Origin of the sequence: Burkholderia mayonis (genome assembly GCF_001523745.2) — a bacterium.
GTDB classification, from domain to species: domain Bacteria; phylum Pseudomonadota; class Gammaproteobacteria; order Burkholderiales; family Burkholderiaceae; genus Burkholderia; species Burkholderia mayonis.
In genome coordinates, this window is sequence record NZ_CP013386.1 from 3,213,474 (window position 1) to 3,238,866 (window position 25,393).

The 25,393-nt window shown below is 67.0% G+C and carries 22 protein-coding genes and 1 riboswitch; of the genes, 14 read left to right on the top strand and 8 right to left on the bottom strand.

The window, feature by feature from the left end; genetic code table 11:
• Positions 1 to 49: 49 nt before the first annotated feature.
• Positions 50 to 976, bottom strand: coding sequence for a CopD family protein (locus WS70_RS15495; RefSeq protein ID WP_059469077.1), 927 nt, complete (start codon positions 974 to 976; stop codon positions 50 to 52).
• Positions 977 to 1,356: 380 nt separating this feature from the next.
• Between WS70_RS15495 and WS70_RS15505 the strand changes: the two genes are divergently transcribed.
• From WS70_RS15505 to WS70_RS15515, 3 genes are all read left to right on the top strand, one after another.
• Complete coding sequence (locus WS70_RS15505) at positions 1,357 to 2,118, top strand: c-type cytochrome (protein ID WP_059597748.1); 762 nt, start codon at positions 1,357 to 1,359, stop codon at positions 2,116 to 2,118.
• Positions 2,119 to 2,137: 19 nt separating this feature from the next.
• Positions 2,138 to 3,436, top strand: coding sequence for a c-type cytochrome (locus tag WS70_RS15510; protein WP_059469079.1), 1,299 nt, complete (start codon positions 2,138 to 2,140; stop codon positions 3,434 to 3,436).
• A gap of 128 nt (positions 3,437 to 3,564) precedes the next feature.
• Positions 3,565 to 5,040 (top strand): DEAD/DEAH box helicase, encoded by a 1,476-nt coding sequence (locus WS70_RS15515; RefSeq protein WP_059597749.1) that lies wholly within the window; start codon positions 3,565 to 3,567, stop codon positions 5,038 to 5,040.
• A gap of 89 nt (positions 5,041 to 5,129) precedes the next feature.
• Here the strand turns inward: WS70_RS15515 and WS70_RS15520 are convergent, their stop codons facing one another.
• From WS70_RS15520 to WS70_RS15530, 3 genes are all read right to left on the bottom strand, one after another.
• On the bottom strand, positions 5,130 to 5,630 hold the full coding sequence (locus WS70_RS15520; RefSeq protein ID WP_059597750.1) for a hypothetical protein: 501 nt from the start codon (positions 5,628 to 5,630) through the stop codon (positions 5,130 to 5,132).
• Between the two features lie 67 nt (positions 5,631 to 5,697).
• Positions 5,698 to 6,525, bottom strand: coding sequence for a ferritin-like domain-containing protein (locus tag WS70_RS15525; protein WP_059469082.1), 828 nt, complete (start codon positions 6,523 to 6,525; stop codon positions 5,698 to 5,700).
• 321 nt (positions 6,526 to 6,846) lie between these two features.
• Positions 6,847 to 8,511 carry a gamma-glutamyltransferase family protein gene (locus tag WS70_RS15530; RefSeq protein ID WP_082722339.1) on the bottom strand — a complete coding sequence of 555 codons (1,665 nt, stop codon included), beginning with the start codon at positions 8,509 to 8,511 and terminating at the stop codon, positions 6,847 to 6,849.
• A 238-nt stretch (positions 8,512 to 8,749) separates the two neighbouring features.
• Between WS70_RS15530 and WS70_RS15535 the strand changes: the two genes are divergently transcribed.
• Positions 8,750 to 9,529, top strand: coding sequence for a DeoR/GlpR family DNA-binding transcription regulator (locus tag WS70_RS15535; protein WP_059469083.1), 780 nt, complete (start codon positions 8,750 to 8,752; stop codon positions 9,527 to 9,529).
• 322 nt (positions 9,530 to 9,851) lie between these two features.
• Positions 9,852 to 10,049 carry a phage tail assembly chaperone gene (locus WS70_RS15540; RefSeq protein ID WP_010101796.1) on the top strand — a complete coding sequence of 66 codons (198 nt, stop codon included), beginning with the start codon at positions 9,852 to 9,854 and terminating at the stop codon, positions 10,047 to 10,049.
• A gap of 66 nt (positions 10,050 to 10,115) precedes the next feature.
• On the opposite strand, the gene WS70_RS15545 is transcribed toward WS70_RS15540, so the two are convergent.
• Complete coding sequence (locus WS70_RS15545) at positions 10,116 to 10,487, bottom strand: hypothetical protein (protein ID WP_059469084.1); 372 nt, start codon at positions 10,485 to 10,487, stop codon at positions 10,116 to 10,118.
• Positions 10,488 to 10,653: 166 nt separating this feature from the next.
• Between WS70_RS15545 and glpD the strand changes: the two genes are divergently transcribed.
• From glpD to WS70_RS15570, 5 genes are all read left to right on the top strand, one after another.
• Positions 10,654 to 12,186: a glycerol-3-phosphate dehydrogenase gene (glpD, locus tag WS70_RS15550; RefSeq protein WP_059597751.1), complete on the top strand. Its 1,533-nt coding sequence runs from the start codon at positions 10,654 to 10,656 to the stop codon at positions 12,184 to 12,186.
• 114 nt (positions 12,187 to 12,300) lie between these two features.
• A complete protein-coding gene (gene glpK / locus WS70_RS15555) occupies positions 12,301 to 13,803 on the top strand; it encodes a glycerol kinase GlpK (RefSeq protein ID WP_059597754.1) in 1,503 nt (500 codons plus the stop codon).
• Positions 13,804 to 13,915: 112 nt separating this feature from the next.
• Positions 13,916 to 14,632, top strand: coding sequence for an MIP/aquaporin family protein (locus WS70_RS15560; RefSeq protein WP_059469086.1), 717 nt, complete (start codon positions 13,916 to 13,918; stop codon positions 14,630 to 14,632).
• Between the two features lie 165 nt (positions 14,633 to 14,797).
• Positions 14,798 to 15,823 (top strand): IS110 family RNA-guided transposase, encoded by a 1,026-nt coding sequence (locus tag WS70_RS15565; protein ID WP_108034003.1) that lies wholly within the window; start codon positions 14,798 to 14,800, stop codon positions 15,821 to 15,823.
• A 501-nt stretch (positions 15,824 to 16,324) separates the two neighbouring features.
• Positions 16,325 to 17,011, top strand: a complete 687-nt coding sequence (locus WS70_RS15570; protein ID WP_059469087.1) for an HAD family hydrolase — start codon at positions 16,325 to 16,327, stop codon at positions 17,009 to 17,011.
• A gap of 76 nt (positions 17,012 to 17,087) precedes the next feature.
• Here WS70_RS15570 and ribB read toward each other — a convergent pair whose 3' ends face one another.
• The 3 genes from ribB to WS70_RS15585 form a co-directional block, all read right to left on the bottom strand.
• Positions 17,088 to 17,816 carry a 3,4-dihydroxy-2-butanone-4-phosphate synthase gene (gene ribB, locus WS70_RS15575; protein WP_059469088.1) on the bottom strand — a complete coding sequence of 243 codons (729 nt, stop codon included), beginning with the start codon at positions 17,814 to 17,816 and terminating at the stop codon, positions 17,088 to 17,090.
• Positions 17,817 to 17,953: 137 nt separating this feature from the next.
• A riboswitch (FMN riboswitch) is annotated at positions 17,954 to 18,102 on the bottom strand.
• A gap of 129 nt (positions 18,103 to 18,231) precedes the next feature.
• On the bottom strand, positions 18,232 to 18,900 hold the full coding sequence (locus WS70_RS15580; protein ID WP_059469089.1) for a helix-turn-helix domain-containing protein: 669 nt from the start codon (positions 18,898 to 18,900) through the stop codon (positions 18,232 to 18,234).
• A 132-nt stretch (positions 18,901 to 19,032) separates the two neighbouring features.
• Positions 19,033 to 20,205 (bottom strand): MFS transporter, encoded by a 1,173-nt coding sequence (locus tag WS70_RS15585; RefSeq protein ID WP_059596741.1) that lies wholly within the window; start codon positions 20,203 to 20,205, stop codon positions 19,033 to 19,035.
• A 142-nt stretch (positions 20,206 to 20,347) separates the two neighbouring features.
• Here WS70_RS15585 and WS70_RS15590 point away from each other — a divergent pair, with 142 nt between their 5' ends.
• The 4 genes from WS70_RS15590 to ybeY all read left to right on the top strand — a co-directional run bounded on the left by WS70_RS15590 (position 20,348) and on the right by ybeY (position 25,376).
• Positions 20,348 to 21,280, top strand: a complete 933-nt coding sequence (locus WS70_RS15590) for a LysR family transcriptional regulator (protein ID WP_059469090.1) — start codon at positions 20,348 to 20,350, stop codon at positions 21,278 to 21,280.
• Between the two features lie 340 nt (positions 21,281 to 21,620).
• Positions 21,621 to 23,021, top strand: coding sequence for a tRNA (N6-isopentenyl adenosine(37)-C2)-methylthiotransferase MiaB (gene miaB / locus WS70_RS15600; RefSeq protein WP_059596729.1), 1,401 nt, complete (start codon positions 21,621 to 21,623; stop codon positions 23,019 to 23,021).
• 26 nt (positions 23,022 to 23,047) lie between these two features.
• A complete protein-coding gene (locus tag WS70_RS15605; RefSeq protein WP_059469092.1) occupies positions 23,048 to 24,112 on the top strand; it encodes a PhoH family protein in 1,065 nt (354 codons plus the stop codon).
• A 475-nt stretch (positions 24,113 to 24,587) separates the two neighbouring features.
• Complete coding sequence (gene ybeY, locus WS70_RS15610) at positions 24,588 to 25,376, top strand: rRNA maturation RNase YbeY (protein WP_059469093.1); 789 nt, start codon at positions 24,588 to 24,590, stop codon at positions 25,374 to 25,376.
• Positions 25,377 to 25,393 lie beyond the last annotated feature (17 nt).

The window sequence follows — 25,393 nt, forward strand, 5'->3', positions numbered from 1 at the left end:
GCCCGGTCCATACCCGGGCCCGCCAGCCGCCGCGCGCAACCCTCGCGCGTCAGCCCGCCGCGATCGGCGCGGTAAACGACAGCACCGCCGCCGCGACGAACACGCCGATCATCGCGAGCGCTTCGAGATGCAGCACGTTGCGGAACGTATGCGCGTCCTCGGTCGACGCGGTGCGGCGCAGCCGGGGCAGCGCCGAGAAGCGGTTGAGCGCCGCAAGCACCAGCGCGAGCGTGACGAGCGCGAGCTTCAGCAGCAATATGCGTCCCCACGTGCTGCCGTCGAGCGCCGCGAAATTGCCGCCCGTGCCGCGGATCGTGTTGAGCGCGCCCGTGACGACCACAAACGCGAGCGCGGCGATCGACGCGCTCGATAGCCGCTGCGCGATGCGGATCATCGCGCCGCGCGCGATCGACGAGCCGAGCGCCGGCAGCACGGCCATCCCGCCCGCGATCACGAGCCCGCCCCACGCGGCCGTCGCGGCGACGTGCACCGTCTGCACACCGACCGCGGCCGAGAACGCGCCCGAATCGGCAGCATGGCCGAGCGACGCCTTGCCCGCCGCGACGACGAGCGTCGCGAGCGCGAGAAGCGCGCCCGAGGCAGGGCCGCTCGGCCGTGCGAGCGCAACCGCGAGCAGCAGCAGCGCGCCGCCGCACGCGACGCTCCACGCATGCCCGACGTGCGTCTGCGCGAGCACGGCCGGCATCGCGCCGAATGCGCCGCGCAGGCCCGCGCCGCTCATCGACGCGGCCTCGTAGACGAGCCAGCCGACGTCGGCGAGGACGAGCACGGCCGCCGCGACGGCAAGCGAGCGCAGCGATTGCCGCCAGGCGGGATGCGACGGCGCGATGACGCTCTTCGCGCCGTCGTTCGCGAGCCACGCGCCGATCAGCGCGGAGCCGACGGCGACCGCGAACGCGACGTCGCCGAGCGCGGCGAGCGCCGCCTGGCCGAACCAGAGACTGTCGATCTTCATCGCGCACCGCCTGCGCCACGCACGCCGGATAAACGGAAGGATCGACTGTTGTTTTCAGGCAAACAGGAAAAAGAGGACTTCATCGACTCGCATGGAAGTAAGGAAATCGGGGCGGCGCGGCGGACCGCCCTGACGCCGCGCCCCCGAAGTGTACGGGCTTCGCCGTCGGCTGCGCTGCTTGTCCGACGTTTGAACCATCATCCGCGCGTCAAATTGTCGCAACCCGACCACGGCTTGGAACCGTGCCCTCCGCGTCAAATAGCCGCCATTACCCATCGATGATAGAATGCCGCGTCGCAGCAGCCCGGCTGTCTGCCCTCGTTAGTTCTTGCCGTCACGCCGAGCCGATCGGAGCCCGGTCAGGTCCCCGACGAATAACAATGGAGTCCCGTGTGTCTTCTCGACGCCTTTTCCGTCCGCTGCTCGCCGTTGTGTTGATGAGCGCAGCGAGCCTTCTGAGCACTGCGCACGCGCAGACCAAGCCCACCGAGCCGGCTGCCGCGAAGGCGCCCCTGAAGGCGCCCGACACGATGGCTGAGCGCGTGCGCGGCTGCACGGCCTGTCACGGCACGCACGGGCAGGGCACCGACAACGACTATTTTCCGCGTCTGGCAGGCAAGCCAGCCGAATACCTGTACAACCAGCTCGTGAACTTCCGCGACGGTCGCCGCAAGTACCCGCCGATGAACTATCTGCTCACGTACCTGAACGACGACTACCTGCACGAGATCGCGCAGCACTTCTCCGAGCAGCGTCCGCCGTACCCGGCGCCGACGAAGCCGACCGTGCCCGCCGCCGTCGTCGAGCGCGGCAAGCAGCTCGCGCTGCACGGCGATCCGGCGCGCAAGCTGCCCGCGTGCGTCGCGTGCCACGGCGCCACGCTGACCGGCATGCAGCCCGCGATCCCGGGTCTCGTCGGCCTGCATAGCGATTATCTGAGCGCGCAGATCGGCGCGTGGCGTTCGGGCACGCGTCATGCGAAGGCGCCCGACTGCATGCACGAAGTCGCGAGCAAACTGTCCGACGAGGACGTGACCGCCGTGACCGCGTGGCTCGCCGCGCAACCGGCGCCCGCCAACCCCGTGCCGGCCCCGGCCCGCTCGATGAAGACTCCGCTCGCCTGCGGCAGCGAACCGCAATAAGGCAAGGGAGACAGACTAAATGAAACGCAAGTCCCTGTTTGCACTCTCGGCTGTCGCGATCGTCGCGGCAGCGGCCCTCGTGCCCGTCCTGTGGCCGGGCAACGACACGCTGCACGGCAACGCCGCCGTTGCCGCGACGCCCGCCGACCAGGCCGCGCTCATCAAGAAGGGCGAATACCTCGCGCGCGTCGGCGACTGTATCGCGTGCCACACGGTGCGCGGCGGCAAGTCGTTCGCGGGCGGCCTGCCGATGGCGACGCCGTTCGGCACGATGTACACGCCGAACATCACGCCGGACGATCAATACGGGATCGGCAAGTGGACGTCGGACGACTTCTACCGCGCGATGCACACCGGCCGCTCGAAGGACGGCAGCCTGCTCTACCCGGGCTTCCCGTTCACGAGCTACACGAAGGTCACGCGTGCGGATTCGGACGCGATCTACGCGTACCTGCGCTCGGTCGCGCCGGTCAACACGGCGAGCCGTCCGCACGAGCTGCGCTTCCCGTTCAACAACCGCAACCTGCTGATCGGCTGGCGCACGCTGTTCTTCAAGGAAGGCGAGTACAAGCCGGATCCGACGAAGTCGGTCGAATGGAACCGCGGCGCGTATCTCGTCGAAGGCCTCGGCCACTGCAGCATGTGTCACACGTCGATCAACATGATGGGCGGCCCGGTGAGTTCGGCGGCCTTCGCGGGCGGCCTGATTCCGCTGCAGAACTGGTACGCGCCGTCGCTCACGAACGACAAGGAACTCGGCCTCGGCGAGTGGCACGTCCAGGAACTGTCCGATCTGCTGCAAGCGGGCGTCTCGAAGAAGGGCGCGGTGTTCGGCCCGATGGCGGACGTCGTCCACAACAGTCTGCAGTACATGACGGATGAGGACACCCGCGCGATGTCGACTTACCTGAAGTCGATCCCGCAGAAGGCAGAAGCGCCAAAGAACATGCAGTACGAGCCGTCGCAGCAGTTCGGCAGCGCGCTGCTCGAGCAGGGCAAGAAGATCTACGCGGACAACTGCGCGACCTGCCACGGCGCGCATGGCGAAGGCAAGCCGACTGCGTACCCGCCGCTCGCGCAGAACCGCTCGATCATGATGGAATCGGCCGTGAACCCGATCCGCATGGTGCTGAACGGCGGCTATCCGCCGAGCACGTCCAAGAATCCGCGTCCGTATGGAATGCCGCCGTTCGCACAGTCGCTGTCGAACCAGGAAGTCGCGGCAGTCGTTACGTACATCCGGATGTCGTGGGGCAACAACGGATCGCCCGTCTCACCGCAACAGGTGAGCGACCTGCGTTCCGCGCCGCTCGATTAATCGGCACTTGACGCGAACGGGGCGCGGCTGCGGGAAACCGCGGCCGCGCCCTTTTGCTTTTTCGGTGACGTCCGTTTCCCGCGCGGGCCGCGCGAGGACGTCGCCTTACCAATAAATCAAGAGTATCTATGTCTTTCGCATCTCTCGGCCTCGCCGAACCACTCGTGCGGGCCGTCACCGAGCTGGGCTACACGCAGCCCACGCCGATCCAGGCCCAGGCCATCCCCGCTGTGCTGGGCGGCGGCGATCTTCTCGCCGGCGCGCAGACGGGCACCGGCAAGACGGCAGGCTTCACGCTGCCGATCCTGCAACGCCTGCACACGTTCTATGCGGAAAACCGCAGCGCGCGGCGCGCGGTGCGCGCCCTCATCCTCACGCCGACGCGCGAGCTCGCCGCGCAGGTCGAGGAAAGCGTGCGCGCATACAGCAAGTACGTGAAGCTGCGCTCGACCGTGATGTTCGGCGGCGTCAGCATCAATCCGCAGATCGATGCGCTGAAGCGCGGCGTCGACATCGTCGTCGCGACGCCGGGGCGCCTGCTCGATCACATGCAACAAAAGACGATCGACGTGTCGAGCCTCGACATCCTCGTGCTCGACGAAGCCGACCGGATGCTCGACATGGGCTTCATCCACGACATCAAGCGCGTGCTCGCGAAGCTGCCGGAGAAACGCCAGAACCTCCTGTTCTCGGCGACCTTCTCCGACGAGATCAAGTCGCTCGCGGACAGCCTGCTCGACTCGCCCGCGCTGATCGAAGTCGCACGCCGCAACACGACGGCCGAGACGGTCGCGCAGAAAATCCACCCGGTCGACCGCGACCGCAAGCGCGAGCTGCTCACGCATCTGATCCGCGAGCACAACTGGTTCCAGGTGCTCGTGTTCACGCGCACGAAGCACGGTGCGAACCGGCTCGCCGAGCAGTTGACGAAGGACGGCATCAGCGCGATGGCGATCCACGGCAACAAGAGCCAGTCGGCGCGCACACGCGCCCTCGCCGAGTTCAAGAGCAGCACGCTGCAGGTGCTCGTCGCGACCGACATCGCCGCACGCGGGATCGACATCGATCAATTGCCGCACGTCGTCAACTTCGATCTGCCGAACGTGCCCGAAGACTACGTGCACCGGATCGGCCGCACGGGCCGCGCGGGCGCGAACGGCGAGGCGGTGTCGCTCGTGTGCGTCGACGAGAAGCAATTGCTGCGCGACATCGAGCGGCTCATCAAGCGCGAGATCTCGCAGGAAGTGATTTCGGGCTTCGAGCCGGACCCGAACACGAAGCCGGAGCCGATCCAACGGCGCGCGCAGCGCGGCGGGAATAGCGGCGGAAACGGCGGCGGCGCGAGCAACGGCGGCCGCAACGGCGGCGGCAATCGCGCGCCGCGGGCCGCGAATCAAGGGCAAGCGCCGGGCCAACCCGCCGCGCGTCGCGACGGCGGCGCAAAAGCGAAGGCTGCGCCATCGAAGGCAGTGCAGCCCAAAACCGCGAAGCCGCAGCAAGCACGCGGCGGCAGCGGACGACCGACGGGCAACGGCAACGCGAACGGCGGCGGCGCGCATGCGAATCGCAATCGTTCGTCGCGCAGCGGTCAGCGCGGCCATTGAGCGTCACGCGCCGCTGCGCCGCTCATCGAAGCGGCCCGGCGGCGCGCGGCGCCCCCTTCTCTCTGAGCGAGCGCGCCCTTGCGCGTCCTTCAGCGCTTGAGCTGCGCGATCTGCCGCGCCCAGCGCGCGAGCACGGCGCGCGCATCGGCGTCGGCAAGCTCGAACGTGACGCCCGCCGTCAGACGCGCATAGCCGACTCGCTGCGCTTCGCCGCCGACGAGCGTGGCGATGAAGCGCGCGAGCCCGTCGCCGGTCGAATCGGATGAATCGATGCGCAAACGCGCCTGATGGAACGCGTCGTCGGCGACGAACGTGAGCGTCGCGTCGGGACGCGCGGCGAGCGCGCGCGCCGCACGCGACTGCGGCCATAGCGAGAAGCGCAGCGACTGCGCATCGGGCGCGTAGAGCTCGCCCGCGCTCAGCAGCGTCGAGCGCGGCTGCGGCGGATCGACGTCGCGCTCGACGACGACGAGCGCGGCGGTGAAGCCCGCCTTGTGCGCGAGATCGTCGCCGTCGAACAGCGCGAGCGCAGCGCTCGGCCACACGTCATACATCGTCCGTTCGAGGGTGCGTCGGTCCGGATCGGTCACGGTGTTCTCCTGCTGCGCGTCGTGTCGAACGAAACCCGCAGCATACCGCGCGACGCGGCGCCGACGCTTACCGGAAGAACACGTGCTGCGTGAGCTTCGTCAGCGGATAGTGGACGCCCGGCTGGATCTTCGCGGGCAAGTCGAGCGGCTTGAGCAGCATCTTCACGCACATGTCCGCGGACAGGTTGCGCCGCACGAGCGCGTTCACGCGCGCGGTGCGCTCGCGGCAATACGCGGAATCGCCCGCGCGGTCCGGATAGCGGATCGCGAACACGTGCCGCAGCGCGATCTCGGAGTCCTCGTTCTTGATCTCGAGCACGCGCCGCGTCAGCGCGCCGAGCACCGCGAGCCGGCCGTTGCCCTCGACCTCGTTGTATTTCTTGAAATAGCGGAAGAAGTGCTTGTAATGGCGGACTTCGTCGGTGCGGATGTTGTCGGTGATCTCCTTGAGCACGGGCTCGTCCGAGCACTCGTTGATCGCGCGATAAAGCGTCGCCGTGCCCGTCTCGACGACGCAGCGCGCGACCATCTCGAGCGCCCGCGTCTTCTCGAACGCTTCGAGCGAGCAGGTCTTCGAATACTCGTCGAAGAAATTCGCGAATGCGAGATCCCAGTCGAACTCGGGCCACACATGCGCGATATACGCCTTCAGCGCGCGGCCATGCTGCAACTCCTCGTGTTCCCATTCGGTGTTGAGCCACGCCGACACTTCGCGATCGTCGTCGAAGAATTGGCTCAGGTTGCTCGTGTAAAGATCGGAGCCGCTCTCGATGAACGACGCTGCGCACAGCAGCAGCAACAGATCTTCGTTCGCTGCGGCGCGTTGACGGTCGATTCGCGTCAGGTCGATGTCTTCGATGCGCCAGGGCATCTCGTGCGAGGTATCAGCCAGCATGTTTCGCGCTCCCAAACGCCGCTTCGCGTCCGGACGGGCCGCGCCGCGCGCGGCTCGCGATCCCGCCGGTTGCGGCGCGTTGAAATCGGTTATTCGACACGTCCGGCCATCTTAGCCGGACTTTTTTGATCGTGCTTCGAGCACTGACCTTAACCGGCAATCGCAGTTCCACGGCGATTATCACGCAATATTAGACCCGTAATTCGAAAAGGCGTGCGATATCGAAAGCGAAAGCCTTTTTTGAAATGCCTTTCGATATCGTTTCGCCTGCAACGAACGCCGCGCGCAAGACGCATGCGCGGCGCGCGCATCCCGTGCGCGTCAGAAACCCGCCGCGAGACCGTCGCGCCGGCTGTCGCTCGCCGCGACGTAGCCGCGGTCGGGTTCGCTGCGGTCGAGCCGCCAGATGAACTGGCCGGACCCGAAGTCCATGTAAGGATCGTCGATCGCCTGGATCGTATGGCCGCGCGCGGCGAGCGAATCGACGACGGACGCATCGAGCGCCGCCTCGACATCGAGCGTGAACGACCGGCTCACCCTCCAGCGCGGCGCGTCGCATGCGGCCTGCGGCTGCTGGCCGTAGCCGAGCATCCGCACGATCGTCTGCAGATGGCCCTGCGGCTGCATGTCGCCGCCCATCACGCCGAAGCTCATCACGGCTTGTTGCCGCCCGTCCGCCTGCTGCGTGACGAACGCCGGGATGATCGTATGGAACGGCCGCTTGCCGCCCGCGACGACGTTCGGCGACGCCGGGTCCATCGAGAATCCGCAGCCGCGGTTCTGCAGCGCGATCCCGGTGCCCGGCACGACGAGTCCCGAGCCGAAGCCCATGTAGTTGGACTGGATGAAGCTCACCATCATCCCGCGCTCGTCGGCCGCCGACAGATAGATCGTGCCGCCCGCGCGCGGCATCCCGAACGTGAAGTGCGTCGCGCGCTCGACGTCGATCAGCTTCGCGCGCGCGTCGAGATACGCGTCGTCGAGCATCTGGGCGGGCGTGACTGCCATCGCGCGCGGATCGGCGACGTAGCGGTGGACGTCGGCGAACGCGAGCTTCATCGCCTCGATCTGCACGTGCTGCGAATCCGCCGAATCGAGCGGCAGGTCGGCGAGATCGAAGCGCTCCATGATGCCGAGCGCGATCAGCGCGGCGATCCCCTGCCCGTTCGGCGGGATCTCGTGCACCGTGTAGCCGCGATAGTCCTTGCCGATCGGCTCGACCCACTCGGGCCGGTACGCGCGCAGGTCGTCCGCGCTCAGCGCGCCGCCGCCTTCGCGGAAGAACGCGGCGATCGTCTCGGCGATGCCGCCTTCGTAGAAAGCGCGCGCGCCTTCGGCCGCGAGCGTGCGCAGCGTCTTCGCATGGCCCGGCAGCCGCAACAGCTCGGCCACCTCGGGCGCGCGGCCGCGCGGCATGAAGGTCTCCGCGAAACCCGGCTGGTTCTTCAGCTCGGGCACGGCGGCCGCCCACTTGTGCGCGACGATCGCAGCGACCGCATGCCCGCGCTCCGCGAGCTCGATCGCCGGCTCGAGGAGGTCGGCGAACGGCAGCGAGCCGAATTTCGCATGCAGCGCTTCCCAGCCGGCGATCACGCCGGGCACCGTCACCGTGTCCCAGCCGCGCGTCGGCTGCCGCGCGAGGCCGTTGCCCGCTTCGCCGTGCCGGCGGCGGAAGTAGTCGACGCTCCACGCAGCGGGCGCAACGCCCGATGCGTTCAGGCCGTGCAGCTTCGCGCCGTCCCAGACGAGCGCGAACGCGTCGCCGCCGAGGCCGCACGACACCGGCTCGACGACGGTGATCGCAGCCGCCGCGGCAATCGCCGCATCGACTGCGTTGCCGCCCTTCCACAGCATCCTGAGCCCCGCCTGCGCGGCGAGCGGATGCGACGTCGACACGACGTTGCGCGCGAATACCGGCACGCGCGTCGTCGGATACGGGTTGCGCCACGAGAAGGTCGCGCCGGGCATGTTCGAGTGAAGATTCATCGCAAGTAGACTGTAAACGGGATCGAAACAGACATTCCAACGCGAATGGGCGGCCCCGACAAATTTATTTGTCACATGAATTGATGCGCCGGAAGCATGAATCAAGTCTAAATCGAATGCCGCGCCGGTGCGCGGGCATGTATGCCGCACGCTGGACGAATCGGCCCGAACAGCCCTTACAATGCGGATTGCCGTCCCCAGTTCCCCGCTCCATCGAGCCGAATCGAAACCCCCGAACATGACACGAGACCCCCGCCTCACCCTGAACGCACGTCAGCAGGAATTGCTCGAATGGGTGCAGCGCGACGGCTTCGTCACAGTCGACGATCTCGCCGCTCATTTCGACGTGACGCCGCAGACGATCCGCCGCGACGTCAACTGGCTCGCCGATCTGAACCTGCTGCGCCGCTACCACGGCGGCGCGAGCCTGCCGACGAGCTCGGAGAACCTGTCGTACACCGCGCGCCAGCGGATGTTCCACGACGAGAAGCGGCGCATCGCGGCGCTCGCCGCTTCGCACATCCCGGATCAGGCTTCGCTCTTCATCAACCTCGGCACGACGACCGAGGAAGTCGCGCGCGCGCTGAACCGGCATCGAGGCTTGCGCGTGATCACGAACAACCTGAACGTCGCGAGCATGATGAGCGGCTATCCGGAGTGCGAGGTGCTGATCACGGGCGGCATCGTGCGGCCGTGGGACAAGGGCGTCGTCGGCGAGCTCGCGATCGACTTCATCCGCCAGTTCAAGGTCGATTACGCGATCATCGGCACGTCGTCGATCGAAAACGACGGCACGCTGCGCGACTTCGACACGCGCGAGGTGCGCGTCGCCGAGGCGATCATCCAGCACGCGCGCACTGTCTACCTCGTCACCGACCATTCGAAGTTCGGCCGCCCGGCACTCGTGCGGCAGGGGCATCTGAGCCAGATCCATGCGCTCTTCACAGACAAGCCGCTGCCCGGCGACATGGCCGAGACGATCGCGCAGGCGGGCACGCAAGTGTATGTCGCCGACTGACCGGACCGCCGCCCGAGCGACGGGTCGCGCTGCTGCACCGCACCCAAAACTTCAAGTGAAATCAAGGAATTGCCGCACCGGCAAAACCGCCTGACGAATTCCTTGATGTCAATCAGAAAATTATCAGGGTGTGATTTGTAGATGCCGGTTCGCTTGACTACACTCCAAATCCCCGGCGCGGTTGCGCGTACTTTGCGCAACCGGGGCGGCGTCTCAATAACGCCAAGGCCGGGACAGCGGCTTTTCCCCCCACGCCTTCCCTTGCTGGGTCACTCGACCGGACACTTGCACCCGGGACAGTACGGTTGTCATGGAGAGAACGATGCTAAGTCCGCATGAATTCGCCACGCTGTTGCTTGTGAAGGATGCTCCCGACCAAGCCGACATGGACCGCGACGAACTCGACGCGTTGCTCGAGCGACAGCTCGTGAAGCTGGAGGCGCTCGGCTCCGGCAAGAAATACTGCGTCACCGAAATCGGCGACGCGGCATTGCGATCGATCAAGCTCCGATATTCGTGATGTACTGGCCGGAGGGGCGCAGCCAGTGCCAGGCCGCGCCCCTCCGGCCCATCCCTTTCCCGCCTCTCAACCGCCGCGCAGCGACGGATCGACGGCTGCTCGCCAGCTGATCGCCTGCGCGCGCGCGTCGTTGAGATAGCTCACCCAGCGGCCCCGCCCGGCCGGGTCGGCGCTCGTCCCCAGCGCCGCGTGGCGCCGCGCAAGTTCGTTTTCGAACGCACAGAAGCGCGCATCCGTCAGCTTGCCGTGGCGCTTCGCAACCCACGCATCGAACATCGCCGAATAGACGGACTGCGCGTCGCCGCCATAATCGCGCACCTCGCCGCAGGTCCGCTGCAGCTCGGCAAACGATGGTCCGCCCCAGCCGCCGAATTCGGACGGCACGCCCGCACATCCGGCCAGCAGCGCGAACGCGCCGGCCGCGATCATCGTACGCATGTGTACACCTCGCTCGTTGATCCTCCGCCAGTATCGTCCGGGATCGTGCGCTGCGCCACCCGGCCCTCAATAGCGAACTTTACTTTTTCGATTATGTTCGTTAAATTTCGAATTCGAACATTTCAGGTTCGCTCATTTTCTGTTATATGAACGATAGGATCAGCGGGTGACTCAACAGAATCGTTACGATCTGCTCGTCGTCGGCGGCGGGATCAACGGCGCGGGCATCGCGCGCGATGCGGCCGGCCGCGGCCTGTCGGTGCTCCTGTGCGAACAGGACGACCTCGCGTCGCACACATCCTCTTCGAGCACGAAGCTGATCCACGGCGGTCTGCGCTACCTCGAGTACAAGGAATTCGGGCTCGTGCGCAAGGCGCTGCAGGAACGCGAGACGCTCTTGCGCGCGGCGCCGCACATCATTTGGCCGCTGCGCTTCGTGATGCCGCACATGCCGAACCTGCGTCCCGCATGGCTCATCCGCATCGGCCTCTTCCTGTACGACCATCTCGCGAAGCGCGAACTGCTGCCCGGCTCGCGCGGCATCGACATGCGCCGCCACCCGGCGGGCGCGCCGCTCATCGATTCGATCAAACGCGGCTTCGTCTATTCAGACGGCTGGGTCGACGACGCGCGGCTCGTCGTGCTGAACGCGCTCGACGCGCAGGAACGCGGCGCGCGCATCCTCACCCGCACGAAGCTCGTGTCGGCCGAGCGCCGCGACGGCGAATGGCGCGCGCAGCTTCGGCGCGCCGACGGCTCGACGCTCGACGTGCGCGCCCGCGCGATCGCGAACGCGGCGGGCCCGTGGGTCGGGGAAGTGCTGCACGGCGCGCTCGGCCGCGGCGCGCAGCACAGCGTGCGCCTCGTGAAGGGCAGCCACATCGTCACGCGGCGCCTGTTCGATCACGACCACGCGTACATCTTCCAGAATCCGGACAAGCGGATCATCTTCGCGATTCCGTACGAGCGCGACTTCACGCTGATCGGCACGACCGACGTCGAATACCACGACGATCCGTCGCGCGTCGCCATTGATCGCGACGAAACGCGCTATCTGTGCGAGTCGATCAATCGCTATTTCAAGCGTAAGATCTCGCCCGCCGACGTGTGCTGGACCTATTCCGGCGTGCGCCCGCTCCTCGAAGACGAGAACGCGGACAACCCGTCCGCCGTCACGCGCGACTATCGCCTCGAGATGGACGACGGCGCGAGCGCGCCGCTCCTGTCGGTGTTCGGCGGCAAGATCACGACGTTCCGCAAGCTCGCCGAAGAGGCGACCGACATGCTCGGCGGCACGCTCGGCGCGGCGCGCGGCGCATGGACGGCGGGCGTGCCGCTGCCGGGCGGCGACATCGCCGATGCGCGCTTCGCGCCGTTCGCCGCAACCTTCGCGAAACGCCATCCATGGCTGCCCGCCGCGCTCGCGCGCCGCTATGCGCGCGCGTACGGCACGCGCGCCGAGCGCGTGATCGGCCGCGCGAAGTCGCTCGCCGAGCTCGGCGCCGAGCTCGCGCCCGGCCTTCATGAAGCGGAATTGCGTTATCTGCGCGACGCCGAATGGGCGACCTGCGCGGACGACGTGCTGTGGCGGCGTTCGAAGCTCGGCCTGCATGTTGCGCCGGGCACGCTCGACACCGTGACGGCCGCGCTCGACGCCTGGTTCGGCGCCGCGCGCGAAGCGGCGAGCGCCGCGCATTGACCGACGCGCATCGGCGCCGGCAGCAACGGACGACGACAGGAAACACCGGAAACGCGCCGCACCCGCGGCGCCAATCACAACTACGTACGCTACGTACGGATGGAGATGAGACAAATGCAGGATCAATACATCCTCGCGCTCGACCAGGGCACGACCAGCTCCCGCGCCATGCTGTTCGATCGACAAGGCAACATCGTGTCGATCGCGCAAAAGGAATTCGAGCAGATTTATCCGCAGCCGGGCTGGGTCGAGCACGACCCTCAGGAGATCTGGTCGACGCAAGCGGGCGTCGCGGCGGAAGCCGTCACGCGCGTGGGCCTGAACGGCACGGCGATCGCCGCGATCGGCATCACGAACCAGCGCGAGACGACGATCGTCTGGGATCGCGAAACGGGTCACCCGATCTACAACGCGATCGTCTGGCAGGATCGCCGCACCGCCGATTTCTGCGACCAGCTGAAGGCGCAGGGCTTGAGCGAAAAGGTCCGCGCGAAGACCGGCCTGCCGATCGACTCGTACTTCTCGGCCACCAAGATCCGCTGGATTCTCGACAACGTCGAGGGTGCCCGCGAGAAGGCGCGCCAGGGCAAGCTCGCGTTCGGCACGGTCGACAGTTGGCTCGTCTGGAACTTCACGAAGCACGAGCTGCACGTGACCGACGTGACGAACGCGTCGCGCACGATGCTCTTCAACATCCATACGCTCGACTGGGACGACGAGCTCCTTGACGCGCTCGAGATTCCGCGCAGCATGCTGCCGGAAGTGCGCGCGTCGTCCGAGATCTACGGGCCGACGAAGACCACGGTGTTCGCGTCGAAGATCCCGCTTGCCGGCATCGCGGGCGACCAGCAGGCCGCCCTCTTCGGCCAGATGTGCACGACGTCCGGCATGGTGAAGAACACCTACGGCACCGGCTGCTTCCTGATGATGAACACCGGCGAGAAGCCGATCGAATCGCAGAACAACCTCGTCACGACGATTGCGTGGCAGGTCGGCGGCAAGGTCAACTACGCGCTCGAAGGCAGCATCTTCATCGCGGGCGCGGTCGTGCAATGGCTTCGCGACGGGCTCGGGATCATCAAGAGCGCATCGGAGATCGAAACGCTCGCAAGCGGCGTGCCGCATACGGACGGCGTCTATCTCGTGCCGGCGTTCGCCGGCCTGGGCGCGCCGCACTGGAACGCACGCGCCCGCGGGTCGCTCTTCGGCGTCACGCGCGGCACGACGTCCGCGCATCTCGCGCGCGCGGCGCTCGACTCGATCGCGTATCAGTCGCTCGACGTGCTGAAGGCGATGGAAGCCGACTCGGGCATCCGGATCGGCGAGCTGCGCGTCGACGGCGGCGCGAGCGCGAACAACCTGCTGATGCAGTTCCAGGCCGATCTGCTCGGCGTGGACACAGTGCGTCCGCGCGTCACCGAGACGACCGCGCTCGGCGCCGCGTATCTCGCGGGCCTCGCGATCGGCTATTGGGAGAACGTCGACGAGCTGCACAGCCAATGGCAGCTCGAACGCCGCTTCGCGCCGTCGATGCAGGGCGAGCAGGTCACTTCGTGCCTCGCCGGCTGGCAGCGCGCGGTGCGCGCGGCGAAGGCGTGGGCGGACGACACGCACTGAGCCGGTTCGTTCGGCATCCGCAGCAACTCAATTCAATACATATATTCACAACAATCAGGCGGGCCGCGCGACGCAAGCCGCGAGCCCGCCATACCGGTAGAGAGACGACATCATGTCACCATATATCGCGGAGTTCATCGGCACGGCTCTCCTCGTGCTGCTCGGCAACGGCGCTGTTGCGAACGTGCTGCTCGCGAAAACCAAGGGTAAGGGCGCCGACCTCATCGTCATCGTGATGGGCTGGGCGATGGCGGTATTCGTCGCGGTCTACGTGACCGCATCGTTCTCCGGCGCGCACCTGAATCCGATCGTCACGATCAGCCTCGCGCTCGCGGGCAAGTTCGCGTGGGCGAAAGTGGGCGGCTACATCGCGTCGCAGATGCTGGGCGGCATGGCGGGCGCGTTCCTCGTGTGGCTCGCGTATCGCCAGCACTTCGCAAAGGAAGCCGATCCCGATCTGAAGCTCGCCGTGTTCTGCACGGCGCCCGCGATTCGCAGCGTCACGCACAACGTACTGACGGAAGCGATCTGCACGTTCGTGCTGATTCTCGGCGTGCTGTACCTCGCGTCGCCGCAAGTCGGCCTCGGCTCGCTCGACGCGCTGCCTGTCGGCCTTCTCGTGCTCGGCATCGGCATCTCGCTCGGCGGCCCGACGGGCTACGCGATGAGCCCCGCACGCGACCTGTCGCCGCGCATCATGCACGCGCTCCTGCCGATTCCAGGCAAGCGCGACAGCGACTGGCGCTATGCGTGGGTGCCGGTGCTCGGGCCGCTCGTCGGCGGCGTGCTCGCGGCGAACCTGTATCTGTATCTGCATACGACGCACTGACCGCGATGCGGCGCCGCGCCGCGTTCGCATCCAGGCCGCGCGTCGACTACGGTCGCAAGCCCCCTCGCGCCTCGCCGGGCGAGGGGGTTTAATGAGATGGTCAGCCTGACCGAAACAGCCCGATCGGCTTACGCTGATCGGGCTGTTTCCTTATGGGAGATCGTCATGGACACCATCTCGTTGATCGGAATCGATCTTGGCAAGCATTGCTTTCACCTGCACGCACAGTCCGCATCGGGCCGCATGGTGTTCCGCAAGAAGCTGACGCGCAGCCAAATGTTCACGCTGCTTGCCAATGTGCCGAGTTGTACCGTGGTCATGGAAGCGTGTGCTGGGGCTCACTGGGTCGCCCGGCGCATCCAAGAACTCGGGCACCACGCGAAGTTGATCTCCCCGCAGTTCGTCAAACCTTTCGTGCAAGGCAACAAGAACGACTTCGCCGATGCACAGGCGATCTGCGAAGCGGCATCGCGCCCGAGCATGCGGTTCGTCAGTCCGCGCAACGAGGTGCAACAGACGATCTCGGCGCTGCATCGCGTACGTGAAGCGCTGGTGCGCGACCGTACTGGCACTGTCAACCAGATTCATGCCTTTCTGCTGGAATTTGGGGTCAGCCTGCCCAAGGGGATGGCCGTCATTCGTCGGCTTCCAGCCGTGCTGGCCACACACGCTCTGCCGCCGCGGCTAGTTGAATTGCTCGAGCGTCTGCAAGCGCATTTCAAGTACCTCGATGAACAGATCACGCAGATCGAAAGCGAGCTGATACGGCAGCTGCGGGAGGACGAACGCAGCCAACGCCTGTTGGAGATTCCCGGCATCGGTCCAATCACGGCCAGCGTGTTGGCAACTGAATTGGGCGACGCCCATCAGTTCGCTTGCGCTCGCCAGTTTGCGGCATCCATCGGGCTGGTTCCACGCCAATACAGTACCGGCGGCAAGACAACGCTGCTGGGAATCAGCAAGCGCGGCGATAAGCATTTAAGGCGACTCCTGGTGCAGTGCGCGCGAGTTCTCATGCTGCACATCGAGCGGCGCACCGATCGCCTGGGCGCCTGGGTCCGCGACCTGCTGGCCCGACGGCATTCCAACGTGGTGGCTTGTGCGTTGGCCAACAAATTGGCGAGGATCGCCTGGGCCATCCTCGCCAGCGGAACACACTACCAAGGTGGTCAGGTTGTGGCAGCAGCCTGACACGGTGCGCCGCCTCCGTTACCCTTTTTACCCAGTCATTTCCTGGTTTTGCGACGCGAGATACGTGAAGACATAAACGGCTCAACGGCCGGGCAAGCAACCTGGTAAAACAAACAGCACTCTGATGCTGCGGGTTTTTTGAGGTTTGCCCGGCGCGGCTCTCATCATGGGGCGGGAACCTGTTCCCACAACGACCCCGGATAGATTTGCGCATGCCCAATTTACGTCAACACCGCCTCGCTTGCAAAAGTCAGGCTGACCATAGATTTCGTTTTGCGCTTCACCTCCTGTCGCTCGCGAGCGACACACCCGTGTAGCCGCGGACATCCTCGCGGCTTCGCCATCACGCCGCCACCCTTGCACCCGCGTCGGCGCGAGCGAACGAGCGCCGCCCGCCAGCGCGCCGCGCCGCATCGCGCGCCGGCGCCGACAAAGGGCGCCCGCCGCCGGCAAAGCACGTATCATGGCGCTTCGTCGCCTCATCCCATTTTCGTTGTTTCTATGCTCGACCACCTCATTTGCGACTGCGACGGCGTGCTCGTCGACAGCGAAGTGATCGCCGATCGCGTGCTGTTCGACACGCTGTCGGCCGCGTTCCCCACGATCGATTTCGCGGCCGACGCGAAAGCCGCGTTCGGCCAGCAGACGTCGCGCTTTCTCGCCGGCCTCGAAACGCGTCACGGCATCGCGATGCCGGCGGATTTCCTCGAGACGATCGACCACAACATCGAGATCGGCCTCGCGCAATGGCTCGCGCCGATCGCGGGCGTGCGCGACGCGCTGACGAAGATCGCGCTGCCCGCGGCCGTCGTGTCGAACAGCCGGCTCGAGCGCGTGCGCAACTCGCTCAAGCGCGCGGCGCTCACCGACGTGTTCGGCGAGCGCGTGTTCAGCGCCGAGCAGGTTGCGCGGCCAAAGCCCTATCCGGACGTGTACCTGCACGCGGCAAAGACGCTCGGCGTCGAGCCGGCGCGCTGCGTCGTCGTCGAAGACAGCGTGTCGGGGCTGAACGCGGCGCGCGCGGCCGGCATGAAGACGATCGCGTTCGTCGGCGCGAGCCACATCCCCGGCGGCTATGAAGACGCGCTGCGCAAGATGGGCATCACGCGGATCATGCGCTCGATGGACGAACTGCCCGCGCTCGTCGAGGCGGGCAGGCGCGGTGAATTCGGCGACGTGCAGTCGTAGCCGCGCGAAATCGCCTCGCGTACGGCGCGGCTTGCGCGCCGTACGCGCCCCTCCCGGCAGAATCGGACGGAATCGATCAGGCGGCGTCCTCGCAGCACGCGTCGCGTTCGCGCTCGCGCGCCGCCGCGAGCCGTTCGCGGAACGCGACGAGTTCGGCGATCGTCAGCATCGGCAGCCCGTGCTGCGCGGCGAAGCGCTCGACGTCCGCGCCGCGCGTCATCGTGCCGTCCGGGTTCATCAGCTCGCACAGCACGCCCGCCGGCTTCAACCCGGCGAGGATCGAGAGATCGACGGTGCCTTCGGTATGGCCGCGCCGCGCGAGCACGCCGCCCGGCGCCGCGCGCAGCGGAAACACATGGCCGGGGCGCACAATGTCGTGCGGCTTCGCGTCGTCGGCGATCGCCACGCGGATCGTCGTCACGCGATCGGCGGCCGACACGCCCGTCGACACGCCGACGCGCGCCTCGATCGACACCGTGAACGCGGTGCCGTTCTTGCTCTCGTTCAATTGGGCCATCGGCGGCAGCTCGAGCGCGCGCACCCGCTCGTCCGTCAGGCACAGGCACACGATGCCGCTGCACTCGCGGATCAAGAGCGCCATCGTCTCGTCGGTGAGCCGCTCGGCGGCGACGATCAGATCGGCTTCGTTCTCGCGGTCGTGGTCGTCCTGCAGCACGACCGCGCGCCCTTCGCGCAGCGCGGCGAGCGCAGCGGCGATGCGCGGCGGCACCGGTTCGGCAGCGAGCAACGGGAGGTCGGAGAAAGCGTCGGCGGGCGCCGACTTCGAAGGCAACGGAAACGACATGATATGAAACGCTCCTCGCGGATAGAATTGGGCGAAAAACGTTTCAGGGCTTAGCAAACAGACAGCGCGACGCCGCTCCCGCGCCGCGCGGACGACACCGCGCGCGCAGCGGACAAGACCTGCGCACATGACCATCTGCACATCTTCTTTCATCCGGACTATGACCGTCGGCTCTGGCATCGGACCAGATCTGCTGACCCCGCGCATCGCGCGGGCGCTCGCGGGCTTGCCGGCAACATGCCGACCTACCGCCGGTGGGGATTTCCGCCCCGCCCTGAAGACGCACTGATTGCCGGACGAACCGGCGGGTGAAGCATACAACACCTGCGGGCCCGCCGCAGCGAGAACCCGCCAAGACCCTACCGACGAAGCCGTCTAAACCGCGCGACGCGCAAAGGCGCACCGCAGCCCGGCGTCACGCCGGCACGTGCCAGCGCGGCGGCACTTCGGCGTTCACCGTCACGCGGAACGCGCGCGCCTCGGTATCGCCGGGATTGCGCAGCGTGTACGGCTGGTCCGCGTCGAACACGATCGCGTCGCCCGTGGCGAGCAGCTGCCGGCGATCGTGGATGCTGACTTCGAGCGTGCCTTCGCTGACGACAAGATTCACGCTCGTGCCGGGCGCGCGCGGCGAGCCGGGCTCGGTGTGCAGCGGCGCGATCCGCAGCTCGTGGAATTCGGCGACCGCGGGCTCGCCTTCCGGATAGAGCGCGCGCGCGGAAAAGCGTCCGTTCGAACCGACGACGCGCACCGCGCGCTCGGCGGACAGATGCTCGAAGCCGTTGACCGCGTGCCGCCGCAGGAACGCGGCGACCGACACCTTCAGTGCGGCCGCGACCTTGCAGAGCACCTTGATCGACGGCACGCTGCGCGCCGATTCGATTTGCGCGAGCATCGCGCGCGACACGCCGGAAAGCCGCGCGAGCGCGTCGAGCGACAACTGGCGTTCCGCACGCAAGCGCGCGAGGTTCACGCCGACGAGCCGCTCGAGCCCATCGAACGACTCGTGCGATGCGTCGGCGTCGGCCGCGGAAGCGGCATCCAGTGAAGACACATCGCGCACGAGCGCCAACGGAGAATGCATGACGTTGCCTCCAGGGCTGCAGCGAGCCCAGCGGTTTCAGATAAGGCAAGACTAACATCCGCTCGGGGCCCGTCAAACAAAGTTATCTTCACACTGTTATCAGGATCGCAGAGGACAGCGTTTTGCGATGCGTCATTGCGCCGTTGCAGCCGCACCCGATGAGACGCGCGTATCAAGCCGCGCGGCGAACATCGTGACCACGAGCGCCGCGAGCGTGACGGCGGCCGCGAGCCACGGCAGCGCGTCGAGCGGCATCCCGTGCGACAGCGCGACGCCGCCGAGCCACGCGCCGCCCGCGTTACCGACGTTGAATGCGCCGATGTTGAGCGTCGACGCGAGATTCGGCGCATGCGCGGCCTTCTCGACGACGCGCGCCTGCAGCGGCGGCACCGTCGCGAACGCCGCGATCCCCCAGACGAACACCGTGACGGCGGCCGCGACGGGCAGATGGCTCGTCTTCGCGAACACCGCCATCACGACGATCAGCGCAATGAGGATCGCGATTAGCGACGGCATCAGCGCGCGATCCGCGAGCTTGCCGCCGATCGTGTTGCCGACCGTGAGTCCGGCGCCGAACAGCACGAGGACGAACGACACGGAATGCGGCGAGAAGCCCGCCACGTCCTCGAGGATCGGCGCGATGTAGGTGAACACGACGAACACGCCGCCGAAGCCGAGCACCGTCATCGTGAGCGCGAGCCAAACCTGCGGCTCCTTCAGCACGCGCAGCTCGCGGCCGAGCGCGGCGCCCGCCGCGTCGCGCCGGTTCGGCACGAGCGCAGCGATCCCGGCGAACGACGCGACGCCGAGCGCCGCGACGATCCAGAACGTCGCGCGCCAGCCGAACATCTGGCCGACGAACGTGCCGAACGGCACGCCGAGCACGTTCGCGAGCGTGAGCCCGGTGAACATCAGCGCGATCGCGCTCGCGCGTTTGTCGACGGGGACGAGCGACGCGGCGACGACCGCGCCGATGCCGAAGAACGAGCCGTGCGCGAACGACGTGACGACGCGCGCGATCATCAGCATCCCGTAGCCTTGCGCGACCGCGCACAGCACGTTGCCGGCGATGAAGATCGACATCAGCAGTTGCAGCGCCGCCTTGCGCGGCATCTTGCTCGTGAGCACGGCGAGGAGCGGCGCGCCCGCCGCGACGCCGAGCGCATAGCCGCTCACGAGGAGGCCCGCGGACGGCAGCGTGACCGCGAGGTCGCGCGCGACGTCGGGCAACAGGCCCATGATGACGAATTCGGTGGTGCCGATGGCGAACGCGCTGATCGCGAGCGCGAGTAACGGTAGGGGCATGAGACGCTCCGGGTGCGGGACGCGGCGCGACTCATGCCGCACCGCATCAAAAGACCTGATGAGCGCGCATTGTCTCGAATCACAGGATTTTTGATAATTAGCGTAGCATTTGAACCATTTTCAAAAATTTTGTGAAAATCACATGGATCGATTGGGTGACATCCGCTTGTTCGTCGAGGCGGCGGAGCTCGGCAGCCTGTCGGCCGCCGGGCGCAAGCTGAACCTGACGCCCGCCGCCGCGAGCGCGCGGCTCGCGAAGCTGGAGGCGAAGGTGTCGACGCGCCTCTTCGAGCGCTCGACGCGGCGGCTGCGGCTCACCGACGAGGGCCGCCTATATCTGAACTGCTGCCGGCAGGCGCTGCAGGCGCTCGACGACGCCGACGCGATGCTGCAGGAAGGCCGCAACGTCGTGAGCGGCAAGGTGCGGCTGTCGTCGACGTCGGATTTCGGGCGCAATCAGTTGCTCGACTGGCTCGACGAGTTCAACGCGCGCTACCCGGACGTGACGTTCGCGGTGACGGCGTCGGATTCGTCGTCGAACCTGTGGCAGGACGAGATCGATCTCGCGATCCGCTTCGCCGCGCCGCCCGACGGCGCGCTGATCGCGCGACGGCTCGCGGCGAACCGGCGCGTGCTGTGCGCATCGCCCGCGTTCGTCGGCAAGCACGGCGCGCCGAAGGACCCGCTTGATCTGGCCCGTTTTCCGTGCAACGTGATTACGATCGCATCCGGGCCGATCAACGTCTGGCGCTTCACGCGCGGCGACGACACGCAAACCTACACGGTGCCGCTCGCGAACGCGCACGAGACGAACGACGGCGGCCTGACGCGCGAATGGACGATCCGCGGCTACGGAATCGCGCTGAAATCGATCTGGGACATCGCCGCCGACGTCCGCGCGGGCCGGCTGAAAGTGCTGCTGCCCGAGTGGCGGCATCACGACGCGCCGCTGCACGCGATCTATCACGGCAAGCGCTACATGGCGCCGCGCGTGCGGGTGCTGCTCGACTTCCTCGTCGAGCGCTTCGCGAAGGAGGAGGCGGCGCTTGAGGATCTGCTGAACGCATGCCGGTGACGCGGGTGCGTTCGGCTTCGCGCCTCTTCGATCATGGATTCGCTTTCCTGCTTTCACGCTTCCAGCGCGAGGACCGCGCGCCGCCGTGGACATCCCCTCGGTCGCGCAAACACGCCGCCTACCGGTCACCGCCCTCGGCGCAACCAAGCAAGCGCCGTCCTCCCCGCGCGACGCGCCGCCGCCCGCCCCGCGAAGCCCGAAAAGCTATAATAGAGAGCTTTCCCGGCGGCATCTCTCCGTACGCGCCCCGCGCTTTCGCGCGGCTGACGGCGCGCCGATCCGTCCCCCGATCCACTTTGAACGACGCCCCCAGGTCAACCACTGCGAACGGCGAATCCTCATGACCAAGAAAGTTTACGTAAAGACCTTCGGCTGCCAAATGAACGAGTACGACTCCGACAAGATGGTCGACGTGCTCAATGCGTCCGAAGGCCTCGAAAAGACCGACTCCCCCGAAGACGCGGACATCATCCTGTTCAACACCTGCTCGGTGCGCGAGAAAGCGCAGGAGAAGGTGTTCTCCGATCTCGGCCGCGTGCGCGAGCTGAAGGAGGCGAAGCCGGATCTGCTGATCGGCGTCGGCGGCTGCGTCGCGAGCCAGGAAGGCGCGTCGATCGTCGCGCGCGCGCCGTACGTCGACCTCGTGTTCGGCCCGCAGACGCTGCACCGCCTGCCGCAGATGATCGACGCGCGCCGCGCGAGCGGCCGCGCGCAGGTCGACATCACGTTCCCCGAAATCGAGAAGTTCGATCACCTGCCGCCCGCGCGCGTCGAAGGCCCGAGCGCGTTCGTGTCGATCATGGAAGGCTGCAGCAAGTACTGCAGCTATTGCGTCGTGCCGTACACGCGCGGCGACGAAGTCTCGCGTCCGCTCGACGACGTGCTGACCGAAATCGCCGGCCTCGCCGACCAGGGCGTGCGCGAAGTAACGCTGCTCGGCCAGAACGTGAACGCATACCGCGGCGCGCTGACGGCCGGCTCGCCCCCCAAGGAGGCTTCCTTCGGGGCGCACGACATCGCCGATTTCGCGACGCTGATCGAATATGTCGCCGACATTCCCGGCATCGAGCGGATCCGCTATACGACGTCGCATCCTAAGGAATTCACGCAGCGCCTGCTCGACGTCTACGCGAAGGTGCCGAAGCTCGTCGACCACCTGCACCTGCCCGTCCAGCACGGCTCCGACCGCATCCTGATGGCGATGAAGCGCGGCTACACGGTGCTCGAGTACAAGTCGGTGATCCGCAAGCTGCGCGCGATCCGGCCGAACCTGTCGCTGTCGACGGACATCATCGTCGGCTTCCCCGGCGAGACCGAGGCCGATTTCGACAAGACGATGGCGCTCGTCCACGAGATGAGCTACGACACGAGCTTCTCGTTCATCTACAGTCCGCGTCCCGGCACGCCGGCCGCGAACCTCGCCGACGACACGCCGCGCGAGCTCAAGCTCAAACGCCTGCAACATCTGCAGGCGACGATCGAGGAGAACGTCGTACGCATCAGCCAGTCGATGGTCGGCAAGGTCGAGCGCATTCTGGTCGAAGGGCCGTCGCGCAAGGACCCGAACGAACTCGCGGGCCGCACCGAGAACAACCGGGTCGTGAACTTCCCGGCGCCGCTCGCGTCGCACCCGCGCCTGATCGGCCAGATGATCGACGTGAAGATCAATCACGCGTATCCGCACTCGCTGCGCGGCGAGCTCGTGCTCGCGCGCGACGACGCGAGCGCCGCCACGCACTGAACGCCCAACAGGAACCCGACGCCACTTTGAAAACCGCTCAAGCACTGGAATTCACCGCGCCGCGCGACGACAACGCACGCCTCGCGAACCTCTGCGGCCCGCTCGACGAAAATCTGCGGCAGATCGAACAGGCGCTCGACGTGACGCTGTCGCGGCGCGGCCACCGGATCTCGATCCGCGGCCGCGCCGCGAAAACCGCGCTCGCGGCGCTCGAAGATTTCTACAACCGCGCGCGCGATCCGCTGTCGGTCGACGACATCCAGCTCGCGCTCGTCGAGGCCCGCCACCCGGGCAATTCGCGCCGCAACGGCAATGGCGAAGGCGAGCCCGAAATCGACGTGCGCTTTCGCGGCGATCCGGATCATCCGTTCGACGAGCCCGTCGTGCGCATCGGCGAAGAACCGTACGTCGACGAGACAGCGCCGAAGCTCTACACGCGCCGCGCAGACCTGCGCGGCCGCACGCCCGCGCAGCGCGAATACCTGAAGCAGATCCTGTCGCACGACGTCACGCTCGGCGTCGGGCCGGCAGGCACCGGCAAGACCTATCTCGCGGTGGCGTGCGCGGTCGACGCGCTCGAGCGCGACCAGGTCAAGCGCATCGTGTTGACGCGGCCGGCCGTCGAGGCGGGCGAACGGCTCGGCTTTTTGCCGGGCGACCTCGCGCAGAAGGTCGATCCGTACCTGCGGCCGCTCTACGACGCGCTGTACGACCTGCTCGGCTTCGACAAGACCGCGAAGATGTTCGAGCGGCAGATGATCGAGATCGCGCCGCTCGCGTACATGCGCGGCCGCACGCTGAACCACGCGTTCATCATCCTCGACGAGGCGCAGAACACGACGCCCGAGCAGATGAAGATGTTCCTCACGCGGATCGGCTTCGGCTCGAAGGCGGTCGTCACGGGCGACACGAGCCAGGTCGACCTGCCGCGCGGGCACAAGAGCGGGCTCGTCGAAGCGCAGCAGGTGCTCTCCGGCGTGCGCGGCATCGCGCTCACGCGCTTCACGAGCGCGGACGTCGTCCGGCATCCGCTCGTCGCGCGAATCGTCGAGGCCTACGACGAGTTCCACGCGCAGCACAAGGACGAGTAAGCGGGGCGAACGGGCTCGGTGGAATCGGTTCGATCGGCGGCCGCTTGCGCGATTGCACACGTCTCGGGTGACGGGCGGCAAACGCGGCCTGTCCGGGCAGCGTTCGTTCGTTCGTTCGTTCGGCAGCATAGACCGCAGCGGCGCTCGGCCGCGCGCATGTCGATCGAAATCCCAACCTCGCGACACCACGTCGGCCGATCCGGCGACGATCGAGCGCCGTTCGCGTACCGGCCGGTGCGGCACCGTGCGACGATCGCCCGAATCCGCGCACCTTGCATCGGCGAAGCGCCGACCGAACAGCCGGCCGTTTTCAGGCCCTCACCCGTCGCCGAGCGCCGGCCGTACACCGCCCCTTCGAGTCGCCCGACCGCCGCGCGCCAGCACCTTCCCCGCTTCCGGCGATCCTGTTAAACGGCGCTCCGGGGGCTTGTCCGTTTGGTGTATCCTCAACCGCGTTCAAACCGACGCAAGCGTCATGAAATCGTCCCGTTCCTCAAAGCCCGTACGCGCCGACGCGGCGCAACCCGCGTTCCCTCGCCTGTCGCTGCTCGACGCGAAAGGCAAAGTCAAGACCGTCGATGCACAGGCGCTGCGCGTCGACTTCGCCGACGGCCGCAGCCTGATATTCGACCTGTCCGGCAGCTCGGGCGACGCGGCGGTCGCGATCGTCGCGCAGCACACGGATCCGTCGCTGCGCGCGACGATCGCGCTGCGCCCCGAGCACTACGACAGCGTGACCGTCGAGGTCGGCGCCGACGAGAATCCGGACTTCGCGCACGACGAAGCCGACGGCGAAGCCCAGGCGCACGAGCCCGAGCTCGATCTCGCGGTCCAGTACGGCGACGAGGTCGGCGACGCGCAGCGCAAGTCGCTGCCGAAGCGCAAGGTGATCGCCGAATGGCTCGAGCCCGCGATCTTTTCCGATGCGCAGTTCACCGTGCGCTTCGTCGGCGCGGACGAAGGGCGCGCGCTCAACAACAGCTATCGGCACAAGGACTACGCGACCAACGTGCTGACCTTCGCGTACGGCGAGGAGCCGGACGGCGTCACGGTCGCGGACCTCGTGCTGTGCTGCCCGATCGTCGAAAAGGAAGCGCGCGAGCAGGGCAAGACGCTCGTCGCGCATTACGCGCACCTGCTCGTGCACGGCGCGCTGCATGCGCAGGGCTACGACCACGAGCGCGGCGACGAAGACGCGGCCGAGATGGAAGCGCTCGAAATCGACATCCTCGCGAAGCTCGGCTTTCCGAATCCGTACCGCTGATTCGCATCGCCCCGCCC

Coding starts and splice junctions, on each gene's coding strand:
- WS70_RS15585 (WP_059596741.1), bottom strand. CDS start 20,205: ATGCCCCTACCGTTACTCGCGCTCGCGATCAGCGCGTTCGCCATCGGC.
- WS70_RS15570 (WP_059469087.1), top strand. CDS start 16,325: ATGCTCGACCACCTCATTTGCGACTGCGACGGCGTGCTCGTCGACAGC.
- WS70_RS15525 (WP_059469082.1), bottom strand. CDS start 6,525: ATGCTGGCTGATACCTCGCACGAGATGCCCTGGCGCATCGAAGACATC.
- WS70_RS15590 (WP_059469090.1), top strand. CDS start 20,348: ATGGATCGATTGGGTGACATCCGCTTGTTCGTCGAGGCGGCGGAGCTC.
- miaB (WP_059596729.1), top strand. CDS start 21,621: ATGACCAAGAAAGTTTACGTAAAGACCTTCGGCTGCCAAATGAACGAG.
- glpK (WP_059597754.1), top strand. CDS start 12,301: ATGCAGGATCAATACATCCTCGCGCTCGACCAGGGCACGACCAGCTCC.
- WS70_RS15560 (WP_059469086.1), top strand. CDS start 13,916: ATGTCACCATATATCGCGGAGTTCATCGGCACGGCTCTCCTCGTGCTG.
- WS70_RS15510 (WP_059469079.1), top strand. CDS start 2,138: ATGAAACGCAAGTCCCTGTTTGCACTCTCGGCTGTCGCGATCGTCGCG.
- WS70_RS15535 (WP_059469083.1), top strand. CDS start 8,750: ATGACACGAGACCCCCGCCTCACCCTGAACGCACGTCAGCAGGAATTG.
- WS70_RS15580 (WP_059469089.1), bottom strand. CDS start 18,900: ATGCATTCTCCGTTGGCGCTCGTGCGCGATGTGTCTTCACTGGATGCC.
- WS70_RS15545 (WP_059469084.1), bottom strand. CDS start 10,487: ATGCGTACGATGATCGCGGCCGGCGCGTTCGCGCTGCTGGCCGGATGT.
- WS70_RS15515 (WP_059597749.1), top strand. CDS start 3,565: ATGTCTTTCGCATCTCTCGGCCTCGCCGAACCACTCGTGCGGGCCGTC.
- WS70_RS15540 (WP_010101796.1), top strand. CDS start 9,852: ATGCTAAGTCCGCATGAATTCGCCACGCTGTTGCTTGTGAAGGATGCT.
- WS70_RS15530 (WP_082722339.1), bottom strand. CDS start 8,511: ATGAATCTTCACTCGAACATGCCCGGCGCGACCTTCTCGTGGCGCAAC.
- WS70_RS15565 (WP_108034003.1), top strand. CDS start 14,798: ATGGACACCATCTCGTTGATCGGAATCGATCTTGGCAAGCATTGCTTT.
- ribB (WP_059469088.1), bottom strand. CDS start 17,816: ATGTCGTTTCCGTTGCCTTCGAAGTCGGCGCCCGCCGACGCTTTCTCC.
- WS70_RS15495 (WP_059469077.1), bottom strand. CDS start 976: ATGAAGATCGACAGTCTCTGGTTCGGCCAGGCGGCGCTCGCCGCGCTC.
- WS70_RS15505 (WP_059597748.1), top strand. CDS start 1,357: ATGGAGTCCCGTGTGTCTTCTCGACGCCTTTTCCGTCCGCTGCTCGCC.
- ybeY (WP_059469093.1), top strand. CDS start 24,588: ATGAAATCGTCCCGTTCCTCAAAGCCCGTACGCGCCGACGCGGCGCAA.